This is a genomic window from Gardnerella sp. DNF01180P (assembly GCF_049244205.1).
Taxonomy (GTDB): domain Bacteria; phylum Actinomycetota; class Actinomycetes; order Actinomycetales; family Bifidobacteriaceae; genus Bifidobacterium; species Bifidobacterium swidsinskii.
Window position 1 is genome coordinate 904,261 of the sequence record NZ_CP058386.1, and the last position, 14,275, is coordinate 918,535.

The 14,275-nt window shown below is 38.6% G+C and carries 12 protein-coding genes; 11 read left to right on the forward strand and 1 reads right to left on the reverse strand.

All coding sequences use genetic code 11. The annotated features are described in order from the left end of the window. The first annotated feature begins 42 nt into the window (after positions 1–42). The 11 genes from HXT40_RS03525 (at position 43) to HXT40_RS03575 (ending at position 11,819) form a co-directional block, all read left to right on the forward strand. Positions 43–1,167, forward strand: a complete 1,125-nt coding sequence (locus HXT40_RS03525; protein WP_033888761.1) for an AAA family ATPase — start codon at positions 43–45, stop codon at positions 1,165–1,167. Continuing rightward, entirely contained in the window at positions 1,164–2,105 is a 942-nt protein-coding gene (locus HXT40_RS03530) for a DUF58 domain-containing protein (protein ID WP_415691625.1), read from the forward strand. The genes HXT40_RS03525 and HXT40_RS03530 overlap by 4 nt, the downstream gene beginning before the upstream one ends. Position 2,106: 1 nt before the next feature. Then, positions 2,107–2,634: a hypothetical protein gene (locus HXT40_RS03535; RefSeq protein WP_116994771.1), complete on the forward strand. Its 528-nt coding sequence runs from the start codon at positions 2,107–2,109 to the stop codon at positions 2,632–2,634. After that, positions 2,634–3,770, forward strand: a complete 1,137-nt coding sequence (locus tag HXT40_RS03540; protein ID WP_116440619.1) for a vWA domain-containing protein — start codon at positions 2,634–2,636, stop codon at positions 3,768–3,770. The genes HXT40_RS03535 and HXT40_RS03540 overlap by 1 nt, the downstream gene beginning before the upstream one ends. Then, positions 3,767–4,882, forward strand: a complete 1,116-nt coding sequence (locus HXT40_RS03545; RefSeq protein ID WP_004111501.1) for a vWA domain-containing protein — start codon at positions 3,767–3,769, stop codon at positions 4,880–4,882. The genes HXT40_RS03540 and HXT40_RS03545 overlap by 4 nt, the downstream gene beginning before the upstream one ends. Continuing rightward, a complete protein-coding gene (locus HXT40_RS03550; protein ID WP_102155209.1) occupies positions 4,879–5,469 on the forward strand; it encodes a DUF6466 family protein in 591 nt (196 codons plus the stop codon). The genes HXT40_RS03545 and HXT40_RS03550 overlap by 4 nt, the downstream gene beginning before the upstream one ends. Positions 5,470–5,579: 110 nt before the next feature. Then, positions 5,580–5,768: a hypothetical protein gene (locus HXT40_RS03555; protein WP_004119491.1), complete on the forward strand. Its 189-nt coding sequence runs from the start codon at positions 5,580–5,582 to the stop codon at positions 5,766–5,768. Position 5,769: 1 nt separating this feature from the next. Next, entirely contained in the window at positions 5,770–7,377 is a 1,608-nt protein-coding gene (locus HXT40_RS03560) for an esterase/lipase family protein (RefSeq protein ID WP_421777156.1), read from the forward strand. A gap of 61 nt (positions 7,378–7,438) precedes the next feature. After that, a complete protein-coding gene (purB, locus tag HXT40_RS03565; protein WP_416091081.1) occupies positions 7,439–8,881 on the forward strand; it encodes an adenylosuccinate lyase in 1,443 nt (480 codons plus the stop codon). A 15-nt stretch (positions 8,882–8,896) separates the two neighbouring features. Then, positions 8,897–11,332, forward strand: a complete 2,436-nt coding sequence (locus HXT40_RS03570) for a lysylphosphatidylglycerol synthase transmembrane domain-containing protein (RefSeq protein WP_004111489.1) — start codon at positions 8,897–8,899, stop codon at positions 11,330–11,332. Positions 11,333–11,537: 205 nt separating this feature from the next. Beyond that, positions 11,538–11,819 (forward strand): HU family DNA-binding protein, encoded by a 282-nt coding sequence (locus HXT40_RS03575; RefSeq protein ID WP_004119480.1) that lies wholly within the window; start codon positions 11,538–11,540, stop codon positions 11,817–11,819. Between the two features lie 89 nt (positions 11,820–11,908). On the opposite strand, the gene HXT40_RS03580 is transcribed toward HXT40_RS03575, so the two are convergent. After that, positions 11,909–14,260, reverse strand: a complete 2,352-nt coding sequence (locus HXT40_RS03580) for a RelA/SpoT family protein (RefSeq protein WP_012914125.1) — start codon at positions 14,258–14,260, stop codon at positions 11,909–11,911. Positions 14,261–14,275: the final 15 nt, after the last annotated feature.

Below are 14,275 nucleotides of genomic sequence, written 5' to 3' on the forward strand. Positions count from 1 at the left end.
TTTTGAACATGTCAGTACTGCATATCGGTTAAAATGTCTCTTATGGCATTATTTCCACCGCAACCACAGAAGAAACCGTTAACCGATAAAACTTCAATTGCTTCTAAGCTTGGCATTGGATCAGCTGTACCTCAACCGTCTGCTGTTTCTAATGCAAGTGCGCAAGTCACTGCAACTATTTCGAGTGATGACATACGTCGTTGTCAGCAAATTGCAAATATTTTGCGCGCACGTTTTGCACAAACTTTAGTCGGTCAAGACGCTTTACGAGAGTCTCTTATTCTTACTCTTATTGCAGGCGGACACATTCTTATTGAATCAGTACCAGGTCTCGCAAAAACTACTGCTGCTCAAACTCTTGCAACAGCTATGTCAGGTAGTTTCCGTCGTGTGCAGTGTACTCCGGATTTAATGCCAGCAGATTTAGTTGGTACTCAAGTTTTTGATTTTGCTTCTCAACATTTTACTACGCAAATTGGTCCTATCCATGCAAATGTTATTTTGTTGGATGAGATTAATCGCTCAAATGCAAAAACTCAATCTGCAATGCTTGAAGCTATGGCAGAAGGAGCAACAACTATTGGAGGCGAAAGAATTCCTCTGCCTCAACCATTTATGGTTATTGCTACGCAAAATCCAATTGAGGAAGAAGGAACATTTAATCTTCCAGAAGCCCAAATGGATCGTTTTATGGTAAAGGCAGTTATGACTTACCCTAATCCTGAAGAGGAAGTTCGTATGCTGCAATTACTTACTCAACGCGGATTGGATGTCGTTGATCCTTCAAAGCTAAATACTCAACGCATAAGTTTGCAAGATGTTGTTTTTATGCGTACTGCAGCGCGTCGCATACACGTTTCTGAAGCAGTTATGAAATATGTAGTTGATTTTGTTGCAACTTCTCGCGGTGAAGGTACGCATCCACTTCCTACAATTAATTCATTGGTTCGTATGGGAGCTAGCCCGCGTGCATCAATTGCACTTATTCGTATTGCTCAAGCTCACGCTTTACTTTCTGGACGCGATTATGTGATACCTGAAGATATTAAATTGTTTGCGCATGAAGTGTTAAGGCATCGCATACTTTTAACTTTTGAAGCTTTAGCTGATTCTATTACTACAGATCAAGTAATTGATGCATTAGTTAAGACGGTTCCTGTGCCATGATGCGTACGAAGCGGTTAGTATTATCTGAACCTGCTAAAGCCGTGCGTCGCAAAATTGAGCTTTTGGATCAGCGAATTGATTTGCCTATTGCGCGTAAAGCTTTAGGCTTATTAGAGGGAGACCATCCTTCGCACAGACGTTTTGGCACAGGTGATATTATTGACATACACGCGTGGCAGCCAGGAGATGAAGCTCGCATGATGAATTGGTCTGCGAGTGCTCGAACTGGACAACCTATGGTGTCTTCTAGAGAGCGTACTTCGTCTTCTCATACTTGGATTGCTTTAGATACAAGCATCAATATGAATGGAGCTTGTGTTTCTGGAGAATCTCTGTATGAAGTTGCGTCTAACTCTGCATGCTTTTTTGCATCTTTGAGTTTAAAACGTCATGATGCTGTTTCTTTGTTGTGTGCAGATGGAAAAAACGTTATCAATGTTCATTCTGCTAGTAATCTTTCTGATTTTGAGCGAAATCTAGATTATACGTTGCTTAATACTCGTAGGAATACCAGAGACATTGATGCGTTGCTTACTTCGTTACTAAAAAATATTGACAATAATGGTCTGGTAGTTTTAATAACTGATGAGTATGCATTACAAGCTCATAACTCTGAATCTTTGCGTAAAATTACGCAAAATCATAAGCTTGTAGTTATTGTTGTCTCTCCTATTAATCCTTTTGATTCTGCAATTGATTTGCAAATATTTGATGGAATTACTTTACGTAAAGTACCGGCGTTTTTGAAAAAAGAATCAAATAAAAATGAAGTCGAAGCTCGTAGAAATATTAGAATAAACGCTTTATACGATATGCTGCTTGGTGTTCAATCTTCAATAATTCATGGTTCTTCAAGTGAAGAAGTGTTCCATATTTCTGCACAAAAAGTGAGCCGTACAAATTATCTTGCTGACTCATTTAACAAGGAGGTTGAATAGAATGAGCCTGGAAGATATTCAAAAGCCCTTACATGATGAAACGCTTTTTTTAATACTACTTTCTGCATCGTTTGTTGTTATCTTTATTGCTTTTGCGGTTTTATATTTTTCTTTTAAAAAGCCAAAAAAATTAACTGAAAGTAGCAATTCTACAGAAGCAGTTCACGTTCATAATGTAGACAAACAAGCTTGGCGTAAAGATATTGATGCGATTGTTGAGAAGTATCATAACAATGAACTTACTAAAGATCAGGCTTGTGCAGAATTGGCTTCTATTGCTAGATTATATGTTTCGAAGATGAGCGGTGAAGATATTCAAACTCACACTTTGGGAGAATTGGCTTCTTTGCGTTTGAAATGGCGCAATAAAAAAGGTGCTGATATGTTACGCCAAACAATATCTGCTTTGTATCCTCCAGAATTTGCTGATCGCAAAGCAAACGAGCAAGCGCGAAATACTACTGTTGAGCAGGCTGCTGAATGGGTTTTAGTATTGCTTGAAGGCTGGCAAACGAAGGACAAACGTTGATGAGTAATAATGTTTGGGAATACATATGGCCATGGAGATGGCAATGGCCTTTGCTTTTTGTTGCAGGCGTTGTTATTTCTGTAGCAATTTTTGCTATCTTACTAATTTTAGATTCCATTCGTAGCAATATTTTAAAAAAGAAGTATAAGAGTCAAACTAGTAATATTACGCGAAAATTCTATACTTTTACTTTTGACAATGATCTACAAGGAACTACTACTAGTCATTCATGGTATATGTGGCGAATGTTTAGAAGGTTTGCTGCAGCTGCATTGGTAGTATCTTTATGCAGTTCGCTTGCTGTTGCTTCTAGACCAGCCCGAGTGTTTAATGCGAACGAGCAAGTTAGTTCTAGAGACATTGTTTTATGCTTAGACGTTTCAGGTTCTGCTTTACCATATGATCGCGAAGTAATTCAAGCGTATCTTAATTTTATTGAGCATTTTCAGGGTGAACGCATTGGATTAAGCATTTTTAACTCCACATCTAGAACAGTTTTTCCACTGACTGACGATTATCGACTAGCTAAAAAACAATTGCAATATGCTGCAAATTTGCTTGGCGGAGTTCAATCGCAAAGTCGTATTAATCGTTTACAACAACGCCAATATCAGGAAATTTCTGACTGGCTTGAAGGAACTCAAAATCGCAAAAACGCAACATCTCTTATTGGAGACGGTTTAGTTAGTTGCGCAGCAATGCTTCCAGGTTTTATTTATGGTTCTGCTCATAATAACCATAAAATACAAAGCCGTTTTAATAGAAGTGCTTCCATTGTTCTTGCTACAGATAATGTTGTTTCTGGAAAACAAACTTACTCATTAAAGCAAGCTTTAGATTTAACAAAGCAAGCTAAAATTACTGTCGACGGGTTATATTCCGGCGCAAAACAGAATGAGAATGATGATGCTACGTTAGAAATGAAACAGCTTATTGAATCTCATGGTGGAATTTTCCTTTCTCAACGCAATTCTGATTCTGTTATTAATTTAGTAAAAGAAATTGAAAAAAGACATACTGCAATTCCTCAAGGCACTGCTCAGTCTGCATTTAGCGACGATCCTGGTCTTTGGGTTTTGCTTACTGTGTTTAGCGTTGTGATTTGGTTAGCTATTGCAAAGAGGATGAAGCGATGACAACAACACTATTTTCTGCTACTACCCTACTGTTTGCACACGCTAAAATTGAAGCTTCTGACACTTCTCAAGCAGGTCAGTTGGTTTTTTCTCCATCATATGGCTGGATTATTGCGATTATTGCAATATTAGTTTTGTTGGCAGCAATGTTTTTTGAAATTGTGCCTATACGTAGGAAACCTGGATCAAGTGATGAAACTTTTTGCATGAGATTAAGACGTATTGGCATATGCATAATGCTAATAATTTGCGTGCTATCTCCAAGTATTATGCGTTCAACTTTACAAAGAGCAGTAAATGCAACAAACGTGATTATTGCTCTAGATATAACAGGTTCAATGAGAGCAAAAGACGCTGATTATGCAAAAAATAGTAAGATTGAGCGTATTGATGCAGCAAGGAATATTATTCGTCAAATAACAAAATCCTATGCTAACTCAAGTTTTGCTGCTATTTCTTTTGGTGCTTCTACGTCTGTCGATGTTCCATTAACGCCTGATGCTAGAGCAGTTGACAATTGGATAAATACTTTACGAACTGAACCAACTAGCGTAGCTACTGGAACTAGTCTTGACGCTCCTATAGATCAAACTTTGCTTACTGCAAAAGCTATACATGATGCTCATCCAGATGATACAACAGTTTTGTATGTTTTAAGCGATGGTGAGGAAACAACACAACGAAAGCGCCGCACATTTTCATCGCTCAGAGCTTATATTACTAACGCATTTGTTATTGGAATAGGCTCATCTAAAGGAGCTAAAATACCTTTGGAAAAAACACAGCTGCAACTTGACGACTACAGCGAAGACAATACCTCTAATCAATGGGTTATTGATCCTGCTACAGGAAATCCTGGAATTTCAAAGCTTGATGAAAAGAACTTGCGAAATATTGCCGATGAGCTTAGCGGCAAGTATATGCACTCATCTTTAAACGTAACATTTGGAGACGAAGCAAAACCAATTCTTTCACACCAATGGAGAATGAACGAGACAGCAAAACCTCGTTTGAGACCTGAACCAATTATTTGGCCGTTTGCAATATTTGCGTCGATACTTTTAATTTGGGAATTAATGTCGTGGTTTATAACTTCAAGGAAATTAGTATGAAGCACATGTCTAGTCGCACAATTATTCGCATTGTTACATTTTTGTTCTTGATTATTGCGATATTCGTAGCGTATTTTGCTATCGTAAATTGGAGAGCACAATACGCGTATAATACTGCTACGGATAGCCTTATTTCTAACATAAAATCTGCTAAGAGTATCGATAGCGACAAGAATGTGCTTTTAACTCAGCAACAGCAAACTGATGCGCAATTTGATGATGCTAAATCTCAAGAAATGATACTGCTTCCTCAACTTCGAAATAGTATTGACAAAAATGCTGAATTATCACGAAAGTTAACAGAAAAATTAAAGCAGAATCAAAACAATACTAATAAGCAACAGAAACCGAAAAAGCATAACAATCATTTTAAAAACGATAATTCTAACAATTCTTCTAAAGATAAAAAGCAGTCAGATTCGTCTAAGCCTCAATTGAGCAATGCTCAGCGCAATAAAGTTGAAAACTTGCTAAAACAGAACGATCATGTGGATTCTCAATCTTCACAGAATCAAGAAGACCAGCAAGGTTTAGAAAAGACAGAAAAACGTACTAAAACTGATGAAAGCAGCAATAAGCCTTGGTAATTAAATCTTCAAGATTGGTTATAAGCGAAGCAATAAGCATTGAATAACCTTTTAACCACATTGAATATTTTTTAGTGACTTTTTATTAATGAACGTGTGTAATAACGATTATGCACACATATTACGAATGGCAATGGCTTATACAACGCACTCAAGAGTGCGCTCGCTGCGTTATAGCAGAATCCGCAGCGACTGAATTAGAAGATTGGCAAGGGCTTGCAGCCGAACATTTTCGTCATAGTATGAAAAATATTTCCGCACAAGCGTATGCGTTATATAACATTCGCGGAGGAATATAGTATGTCTTGGAAAGTTAAGTCCTCTGTTGTAGGTGGAATGACGCTTAGCGTTGCTGATAGAGAAGCGTATATTAGTTTCTCCAGAAAACTCAACAATATTGCTAAAGAATTGCTTACGCTAAAAAATTTATGGCTTAATGCAGCGATGGTTATTGCCGGTCAAAATTATGGTATACAAAAAGAATCAGGAGCATATATTCATGATTCTTCACAATCATTTTTAACTGAAAGCATATGTCATGAGTATGCTCATAAATGTTATTTAATGTCTCAAAATTTAGAAAATCTTGCTTTTCTTATTGTAAGAGCAAATAATTTATATGAAGATGCAGAATTTCGTGCAAAAGACGAGTTAGACAATAAAATTTCTTTCTTGGCTCTTGCAAACCCTATTTTTGCTTTACACGTTTTATTGTCCGCAAGTCTTGCTGTCAAACAAGATGATAAAAATCATTCAGGTTTCCAATATCTTGCTAAATGGTCCTACGCAACTAAGAGTATGCAACAAGGAATTATTCGAGGTTTATCGCAGCACCTTATTTTAAATCCTATTACAAGTTTGCCAATATTTATTGCCGGAAATGCGAAAGGCCCCATAAATAAAAAAGAGCGTGAAACCTCACTAAACTTTTTATCCAATGCTCAAAAATATTTATCACAAGCTATTCCATTTATTTCTAGTGCTCTTAGCTTCGTAAGCGCGCCTATTAATGATCGAAAGCAAGGTAATAATTTACTTCTCACTAAAGTAAATGAGACGTGGAGAAAACCTGGATCTGTTCTTGCTAGACATGGACGTAATCTGCTTGAAACTTTAGAAAATTTAACGGAACTTGGAAGCGGAAATTTGGGCGTTAGGCCACCACTTGTTAATCCAGATGCTGCTACTATTGCAATTCAACGTTTTAAGCGCAGCGATGGCAGTTCGTCATGGTTAGTAATAATTCCAGGAACTGACGGTAAAGCACACTCTCCTTTTGGTTGGGCACAAAACGCAGAAGTAATGAGTCATAGTTCTTTAATGAGAAAACAAGCTGATAGCACTCGAATGGTTGTAGAAGCTATGAAACGTTCTGGAATTAAACCTAACGAGCCTGTTGCTTTAGTAGGCCATTCTCAGGGAGGCATTGTTGCAGCAAGCATTGCAAGCGATTACTTTAAACAGTACAACATACAGCATGTTGTTACTGCTGGATCTCCTATTGCAAATCATCCAATTCCCAAGAAGACTTGGGTTACTAGTATTGAGATGGACGATGAGATTGTACCATCTTTAGATGGCAAGGAGAATCCTCGTAGAAATAATTGGGTGACTATTCATGGGCATGCAATTCATGTTAAAGAATCTAAGCGTTCTTTACCTCCTGGAGTCACGCGTTTTTCTGGCAAACAATATTCGATTAAAAAATTCGATAATGACGGAATATTCGTTAATGATGTTCCAGAAGAAGGAACTTTAACTCATGATTTGCATTACCATACTGCAGCTTATGAAGATGCTCTTCAACTCGGATCTAAAAGTGTGCGCGAGCAAGATCGACATTTTCAGAATACTATTAATGGCAAATTGCAAAGTACTACATTGTGGCAAGGAATAATGAAAAAATAAAATAATTAAATTCTTATTGAGTAAAATTAAGCTAATTCGCAGCATGATGTAACCTTAAACTATGAAGCTTACCGATATTTCTCCTGCAATAGCTCTGACTCCTCTCGATGGACGTTATCATAATCAAACATCCGCACTCGTTGAATATTTAAGCGAACCTGCGTTAAATCGCGAGCGCATGCGTGTAGAAGTTGAGTGGATGATTCTTCTCGCAAATGGTTATGAAGCTAATCAATTCCAGCCAATTGTTAAGGGTGTTAATCCTTTAACTGATGAAGAATGCTCATATTTGCGTTCTATTCCTGAAAATTTTGATGCTGAAGGAATTGCTCGTCATGCTGCGCATGAGGCTATTACTCATCACGATGTTAAAGCTGTTGAATACTACATTGACGATGCGTTAGACGAAGCAGAGAATAAGCTTGGTCATGCTACTGAGCTTTCAAATTTAAAAACTTTAGTACATTTTTCATGCACAAGTGAAGATATTAATAATCTTTCTATTGCGCGTTGCGTAAAGCAAGCTGTTTTAAACGTTTATCGTCCGAATTTAGAAGCGATAGTTGATTATTTAGTTAAGAATGCTAACGAATATAGAGATTTATCTATGCTTTCGTTAACTCATGGCCAGCCTGCTACTCCAACTACTTTAGGCAAGGAATTGGCAGTGTTTGCATATCGTTTGCGTCGTCAACTTCGTCATCTTGATAATCAAGAGTATTTAGGAAAGTTGAATGGTGCTACAGGAACTTTTGGAGCTCATTTAGCTGCTTTCCCAGAAGTTGATTGGATTAGCGTATCTCAAGAGTTTGTTGAAAATAGAATGGGTATTCAATGGAATCCATTAACAACTCAAATTGAAAGCCACGATTGGCAGGCTGAACTTTATAGCACTGTAAGTCACATAAACCATATTCTGCATAATCTTGCAGTTGACGTATGGATGTATATTTCTAGAGGTATTTTTGTGCAAGTTCCTGTGAAGGGAGCTACAGGATCTTCTACTATGCCTCATAAGGTTAATCCTATTCGTTTTGAGAACGCTGAAGCTAATCTTGAGATTTCTTGCTCACTGTTTGACACATTATGTGCAACTCTTACTGAAAGCCGCTGGCAGCGTGATCTTACAGATTCTACTACTCAAAGGAATGTTGGCTCAGCTTTCGGTTATGCTCTTCTTGCTTTGAATAATCTTTTAGGCGGTTTGAAGTCTATTCATCCTAATAAAGAATTTATGGCAAAAGAATTAGACGAAAATTGGGAAGTTCTTGGAGAGCCAATTCAAACAGCAATGCGTGCTGAAGAAATTGCTGGCGTACCTGGTATGGAACGACCATATGAGCAAGTAAAAGAATTAATGCGTGGTCACCATATTTCACAAAGTGACGTAGAAGAATTCATTAAATCTCGTAACTTTGATGCCAATACTGCAGCTCGTTTGCAAGCAATGACACCAGAATCTTACACTGGATTTGCTTCACAATTGGTGGACTTTATTGATTAAGTAGACGGTAAAGCCATGCAATCTAGCATAAATCCAAATCTTGTTATTGAAGATACTCAGCCTAGCTTAGTACGTAGTTGGGCTGATTTGTTGTATGCAATATCATCAGTTGTAATTGGCGTTTTTACTTTGTTGTCGTCAATGTGTTTATCAGCAACGGCTGATGCTATGAAGATTGATGCACGAAGTGCTACTCAAATTATAGGATTATCTTTTAATAATCTTTCATTTGTTCTGATACAGCAAGGTCTTACTCTTATTGTTGTTGCAGAAGTTATTGCACACATGGTTTCTGACAGGCGTTGGATTGATACCGCTATTTCTGTTATTACGCTGTTTATAAGTTATGGTTCAGTATGGCTGTTATCTATTGCGATATTTTCTACACACAATATAGCTTTGATTGAATCTTTACAAATGCGGTCTAATAACACTTGGGCTGATTTGCTTCCAGACATGTATGCTGTTCTGGTTGCTTTTCTTACAGTTAGTGGTCCTAGACGCGAATATAAGCATGTAATGTGGGGCTGGAATGCTTTATTCATTGTTACAGCAATACTTCTATTTTCATCTTGGGATTCCTACTCTGCTATTCTTGTATCATGTTGCTTAGGAAGAGCAATTGGTACGCTTATTCGTTTCGCAAAAGGCACACGCAGTAAGGGTGCTTGGGGTGACGATATTGTTCTTGCTTTAAAAAATATTGGCATAGATAATCTTACTCAATTAACTCGTAGAACTCAGCAAGCTGATCATACTGGAGTTCTTCGTTCAAGTCTTGATGACGATTTAATTGAAAATTCAAGATTGTATGATGCAACAGACATCCACGGCATACGTTATGTAATTTCAGTATTAGATAATCAAGTTCATTTACCAGGTTATTTAAATCAATTATGGCAGTGGGTGCGTTTAGTAGATATACCAACTCGTAGAGATCGTTCTGCTAGACATTCTGTTCATCACCACCTTTCTATGCTTCTTGTTTTACGAAATATGCATTTGCCAACAGCGAATGTTTATGGAGTAAGCGACAGTGATAAATCTTCAATAATGGTTTTTCACGCTTCTAACGCTCTACTGCCTTGCAATTTGAACACTTTAACTATTGATGATGCAGCAAAATTAATGCGTTATGTAGATGCTGCCAACACTCGCGGTATTACGCATAGACGCATCACTCCTGAAACTATTGCTAGGCTTGAAGACGGAACACCAGTTATTGCAGGTTGGCAAAACGGCGACGTTGCCAGCGATGATACAAATATTGCACTTGATAAAGTTCAGCTTTTAACGCTTATTGCATCTTGCACAGATATTGACACTGCTCTTAAAGCTGCTATTAACACATGGGGTGCAGAAAAGTTATCTGCACTATTGCCTTTTATGCAGAAAGCTGCTATTCCTGCTTCCACGAGATCTTTGCCATCTTGGAATAAAAAAGTTTTCCAAAATCTTTGCAATAAGTTAAGTCAAATAGTTGCTTTACACACAGATGAAGAAGATTATGATACTGTGCGTTTAGCGCGCTTCAATATACGTTTCTTTGTTAGCTTGGTTCTTTCGATTGTTGCTGTCGCTGTTATTGCTACACAGTGGCATCCTCAGGAAGTATTTGCTGCCTTGCGTCACGCAGATAATGTAATGGTATTTATGTGCTTTGCTTGCAGCATGTTTGCTTGGATTGGATCTGCAATTACTCTCGGCTCATTCATGGATGATCAAAAACCTTCTGCACATGTTTTGTTTGCATCTCAAGCAGCTACTGGTTTCACAGCAGTTTCTATGCCTGCTGGTGTTGGTCCTGCATTTGTAAATATGCAATTATTAAAGAAAAGCGGGTACACTTCAGCTCAAGCTACAGCAATTACTAGTGCAGTATGGCTTATTCAAGCATTAATGACAACTTTAGTATTACTTTCTATAGGCGTTTTCACTGGTAAAAATGTGCTTTCTGGAATGATTCCTACTCATATGCTCATTACTTTCATTGGAATAATCACACTTATAGTTTGTGTTTTAATGGTTATTCCGTCCGCTCGTAAAGCAATTCGAAAGCATTATTTGCCAATATTATCTGATTACGGCCATCAAATTAAGGAACTTATTTCACATCCTATGCAACTTATTGCAGGCTCTTTTGGTGCTATTGTGCTTGTTTCATGCATTGGATTGGGTTATTGGATTTCTTTGCTTGCATTTGGATATTACGCAAATCCTTGGGAAACAATCTTACTATTCTTACTTGCTAACGCTGCTGGATCGGCAGTGCCTACGCCAGGCGGCTTGGGTGCTGTTGAAGCTTCTCTTACTTTCGCATTTACATCTGTAGGTGTTCCTCCAACAGTTGCTTTGTCTGCCACTCTTCTGTATAGGCTTATGTTCTACTGGTTGAGAATTCCGTTAGGCGCGTTTGCAATGAAGTGGCTCAGCAATAATGAGCTTATATAAGTGAGATTTACAAACATTTGTGTATTTTTATTAGCAAATATCGTATCTGTTTCAATGCAAGTACGTTTTAAATAAAAAATAGCAAAAAATAAATAAAAAATATTAAGAAAATTGCAAAAATGGCTACATTTGTAGGGAAAATGTACTAATATCTAGTATGAACGTGACCTTTGAAGAGAAGGTCCCCTGACACAAAGGATGCTGCATGGCATACAACAAGTCTGATCTCGTTTCTAAGATCGCACAGAAGTCCAACCTGACCAAGGCACAGGCCGAAGCCGCCGTCAACGCATTCCAGGATGTGTTCGTTGAGGCTTTACAGTCCGGTGAAGGTTTGAAGCTTACTGGTCTGTTCTCCGCAGAACGCGTAAAGCGTGCTGAGCGCACTGGCCGCAACCCGCGTACCGGTGAAACCATCAAGATTCCAGCTTCTTACGGTGTACGTATTTCCGCTGGCTCCTTGTTGAAGAAGGCTGTTACTGCCTGAAATTAAGCGTTTTTCGTATTTATTACATTAAACAAATACTATTTGCGCAAAAACAAAGATGGGCACTCCAAAGCTGGGGTGCCCATCTTTTATAGATTTCCTCGTTCCATTTTTCGCAAACGCGGCTCTGCGCTATCTTTTGCTCCCGTAATGCGGTAAACGTCAAAAACGCCTTCAATTTTACGGATAGCAGCAAGTAGAGTTGCTAAGTGCTGAGGATCTGCCATTTCAAAGGTAAATTGACTTGTTGCAACACGGTCATCGCCTGTAGCAATAGTTCCGGAAAGAATATTTACTCCATGATCTGAAAGAACGCGAGTAACATCCGAAAGAAGATGTTGTCGATCCAATGCTTCAACTTGGACCTTAACCAAGAACAAGCCTTTATCGCTAGTCCATTGAACAGGAATAACGCGCTCTGATTGAGTTTTTTGCAAATCGAGCATGTTCTGGCAGTCAGTCCTATGCACAGACACACCTTGGTTTCGTGTTATAAAACCAATAATCATATCTCCTGGAACTGGCATGCAACATTTTGCAAGCTTGACCCAAACGTCTCCAACACCCTTAACTGATACTCCCAAAGCACCGTTAGACTTATGGCTGCGCTCAACATGGCGTAAAGGCAATGCTTCTTGTTCTACTTCTTCTGCAACTTCATCAGCGCCCGCATCTTTTACTAAACGCGAAATAACATTCTGTGTAGAAACTTGACCTTCGCCAATAGCCGCATATAAAGACTCAACATTAGTAGGCAAATTCAATTCATCAGCAACGCCAATTAATGCCTGCTGCGTCATCAAAGTAGTTAAAGGCAAGTTACGTTTACGCATAGCGCGAGTTAGCTCATCCTTACCCTCTTCAATCGCCTCAGAGCGGCGTTCCTTGCTAAACCATTGGCGTATTTTATTTCGAGCACGAGGAGATTTTACAAAACTCAGCCAATCGCGAGATGGTCCAGCTGTATCCGACTTTGAAGTAAGCACCTCTACAGTGTCACCGTTTGAAAGTTTCGTATCAAGAGGAACCAAGCGTCCATTTACACGCGCACCCATCATGCGATGACCAACTTCAGTATGCACAGAATATGCAAAATCAACAGGAGTTGCATCCTGCGGAAGCGCAACAATACTCCCCTTTGGAGTAAAAACATAAACTTCAGAAGCACCAAGATCTTGTTTTAATGAACCTAAGAATTCATCTGAATCTGGAGTCTCACTAGTCCAATCAGCAAGCTGTTGAATCCACTTAAGATTATCTGCTTCGCTAAGCTCTTTTTTGTCATCAATATTATTTTCGCGTTTTAAATCATCATTATCAGGCTTACTTAAAGCGCGACCAGCCTGACCATTAGCTTTGTACTTCCAATGAGCTGCGATGCCGAATTCAGCACGCCTATGCATATCCCATGTGCGTATTTGAATCTCTACTGGCTTTCCACCAGGGCCTACAACTGTAGTATGCAAGCTTTGATACATATTCAACTTTGGAGTTGCAATGTAATCCTTAAAACGTCCTGGAACAGGGCTCCATCGAGCATGCACTGCACCTAATGCTGCATAACAGTCACGAATAGAATCGACTATTATTCTCACACCAACTAAATCGTAAATATTAGCAAAATCATGACCTCGAACGATCATCTTTTGGTAAATAGAGAAATAATCTTTTGGTCGACCTTTTACCGATGCTTTAACATGTTGTTCTGCAAGATCTGCATTAATTTCTTCAAGAATTTGTCGTAAATAAACTTCACGCTGACCTGCTCTACGAGCAACTAAAACAACAATTTCATTATAAATTTTTGGATACAGTACTTTAAAACTCAGCTCTTCAAGTTCAGTTTTAATTGCATTCATGCCTAAACGGTTAGCAAGAGGCGCATATACGTCAAGAGTTTCTCTTGCTTTTTTATGTGAACTTGATGGCTTAACATACCTCCAAGTACGAGCATTATGCAAACGATCCGCAAGCTTTACTACAAGCACTCGCACATCGCGGCTCATTGCAACAACCATCTTACGAATAGTTTCTGCTTGAGCACTTTCGCCATATTCCATGTTGGATATTTTTGTAACACCATCTACAAGACCTGCTACAGTATCGCCAAATTCAGCTCGACATTCTTCTAGCGTGTAATCTGTATCTTCTACAGTGTCGTGTAATAATCCTGAAGCAACAACAATTGGTCCCATTCCAAGATCTGCAAGAATTTGAGCTACAGCAAGAGGATGAATAATGTATGGCTCACCAGATTTGCGTCTTTGACCTGTATGCTGCTTTACAGCACGATCATAAGCTCTATGAAGAATGCTCATATCCTCATTAGGATGATGCCATTTGCACATGCTCAATATTGGCAATAATGGATTTTGAGAATCTTCGCTGATTTCACATCCGAGCCTATTGGATCCTTTTACATCCTCTTGAAGTTCACCCATTTGGCACCTCCTGGT

What these genes read in the sequence shown, in the direction of transcription:
- HXT40_RS03525 (WP_033888761.1), top strand. Translation starts at nt 43, where the DNA reads ATGGCATTATTTCCACCGCAACCACAGAAGAAACCGTTAACCGATAAA.
- HXT40_RS03530 (WP_415691625.1), top strand. Translation starts at nt 1,164, where the DNA reads ATGATGCGTACGAAGCGGTTAGTATTATCTGAACCTGCTAAAGCCGTG.
- HXT40_RS03535 (WP_116994771.1), top strand. Translation starts at nt 2,107, where the DNA reads ATGAGCCTGGAAGATATTCAAAAGCCCTTACATGATGAAACGCTTTTT.
- HXT40_RS03540 (WP_116440619.1), top strand. Translation starts at nt 2,634, where the DNA reads ATGAGTAATAATGTTTGGGAATACATATGGCCATGGAGATGGCAATGG.
- HXT40_RS03545 (WP_004111501.1), top strand. Translation starts at nt 3,767, where the DNA reads ATGACAACAACACTATTTTCTGCTACTACCCTACTGTTTGCACACGCT.
- HXT40_RS03550 (WP_102155209.1), top strand. Translation starts at nt 4,879, where the DNA reads ATGAAGCACATGTCTAGTCGCACAATTATTCGCATTGTTACATTTTTG.
- HXT40_RS03555 (WP_004119491.1), top strand. Translation starts at nt 5,580, where the DNA reads ATGCACACATATTACGAATGGCAATGGCTTATACAACGCACTCAAGAG.
- HXT40_RS03560 (WP_421777156.1), top strand. Translation starts at nt 5,770, where the DNA reads ATGTCTTGGAAAGTTAAGTCCTCTGTTGTAGGTGGAATGACGCTTAGC.
- purB (WP_416091081.1), top strand. Translation starts at nt 7,439, where the DNA reads ATGAAGCTTACCGATATTTCTCCTGCAATAGCTCTGACTCCTCTCGAT.
- HXT40_RS03570 (WP_004111489.1), top strand. Translation starts at nt 8,897, where the DNA reads ATGCAATCTAGCATAAATCCAAATCTTGTTATTGAAGATACTCAGCCT.
- HXT40_RS03575 (WP_004119480.1), top strand. Translation starts at nt 11,538, where the DNA reads ATGGCATACAACAAGTCTGATCTCGTTTCTAAGATCGCACAGAAGTCC.
- HXT40_RS03580 (WP_012914125.1), bottom strand. Translation starts at nt 14,260, where the DNA reads ATGGGTGAACTTCAAGAGGATGTAAAAGGATCCAATAGGCTCGGATGT.